The sequence below is a fragment of the Lactobacillus delbrueckii subsp. bulgaricus genome, from assembly GCF_046938665.1.
Lineage (GTDB): Bacteria > Bacillota > Bacilli > Lactobacillales > Lactobacillaceae > Lactobacillus > Lactobacillus delbrueckii_C.
Genome location: NZ_JBKZCD010000084.1, coordinates 1 through 364, shown reverse-complemented (window position 1 = coordinate 364; position 364 = coordinate 1). Strand labels below are relative to the sequence as shown.

General features: G+C 52.2%; 1 pseudogene. It reads right to left on the bottom strand.

The features are described 5' to 3' along the window. Positions 1-364 (bottom strand): annotated as a pseudogene (locus ACLUXO_RS10300) (5-methyltetrahydrofolate--homocysteine methyltransferase); the annotation flags it as partial.

Genomic DNA, 364 nt, shown 5'->3' with positions numbered 1-364 from the left:
TGGCAGGCCTTCCAAAGCCGCGTTGATGACCGTTACCGCGCTTTCGGCCAAGTGGACGTACTTGGCATGTTCTTCTGGATTGTCCTGGCTTTCATTGAGTTTGCTGATCAAAAAGGCCCAGGTGGTGTCGTCAATTTGCAAGTAGCGGCAGCCGAGATCGTAGAAGTGCTTGATGGTTTCATTGTAGGCCTTGCCCAAGTCAGCCAGGTAGTCTTCCCAGCTGGCGTAGAATTCAGGCCAGTTATCAGACCGGTTGTCTCTGAAGAGCATGGTTGGTGAAGGAATGGTCTGCTTGGCTACCGCGTCTCCGGCCTCCTTTTGGGTGAAAAGGAAGTGGTCAAAGAATGGGTGGTCTGGATTGTAA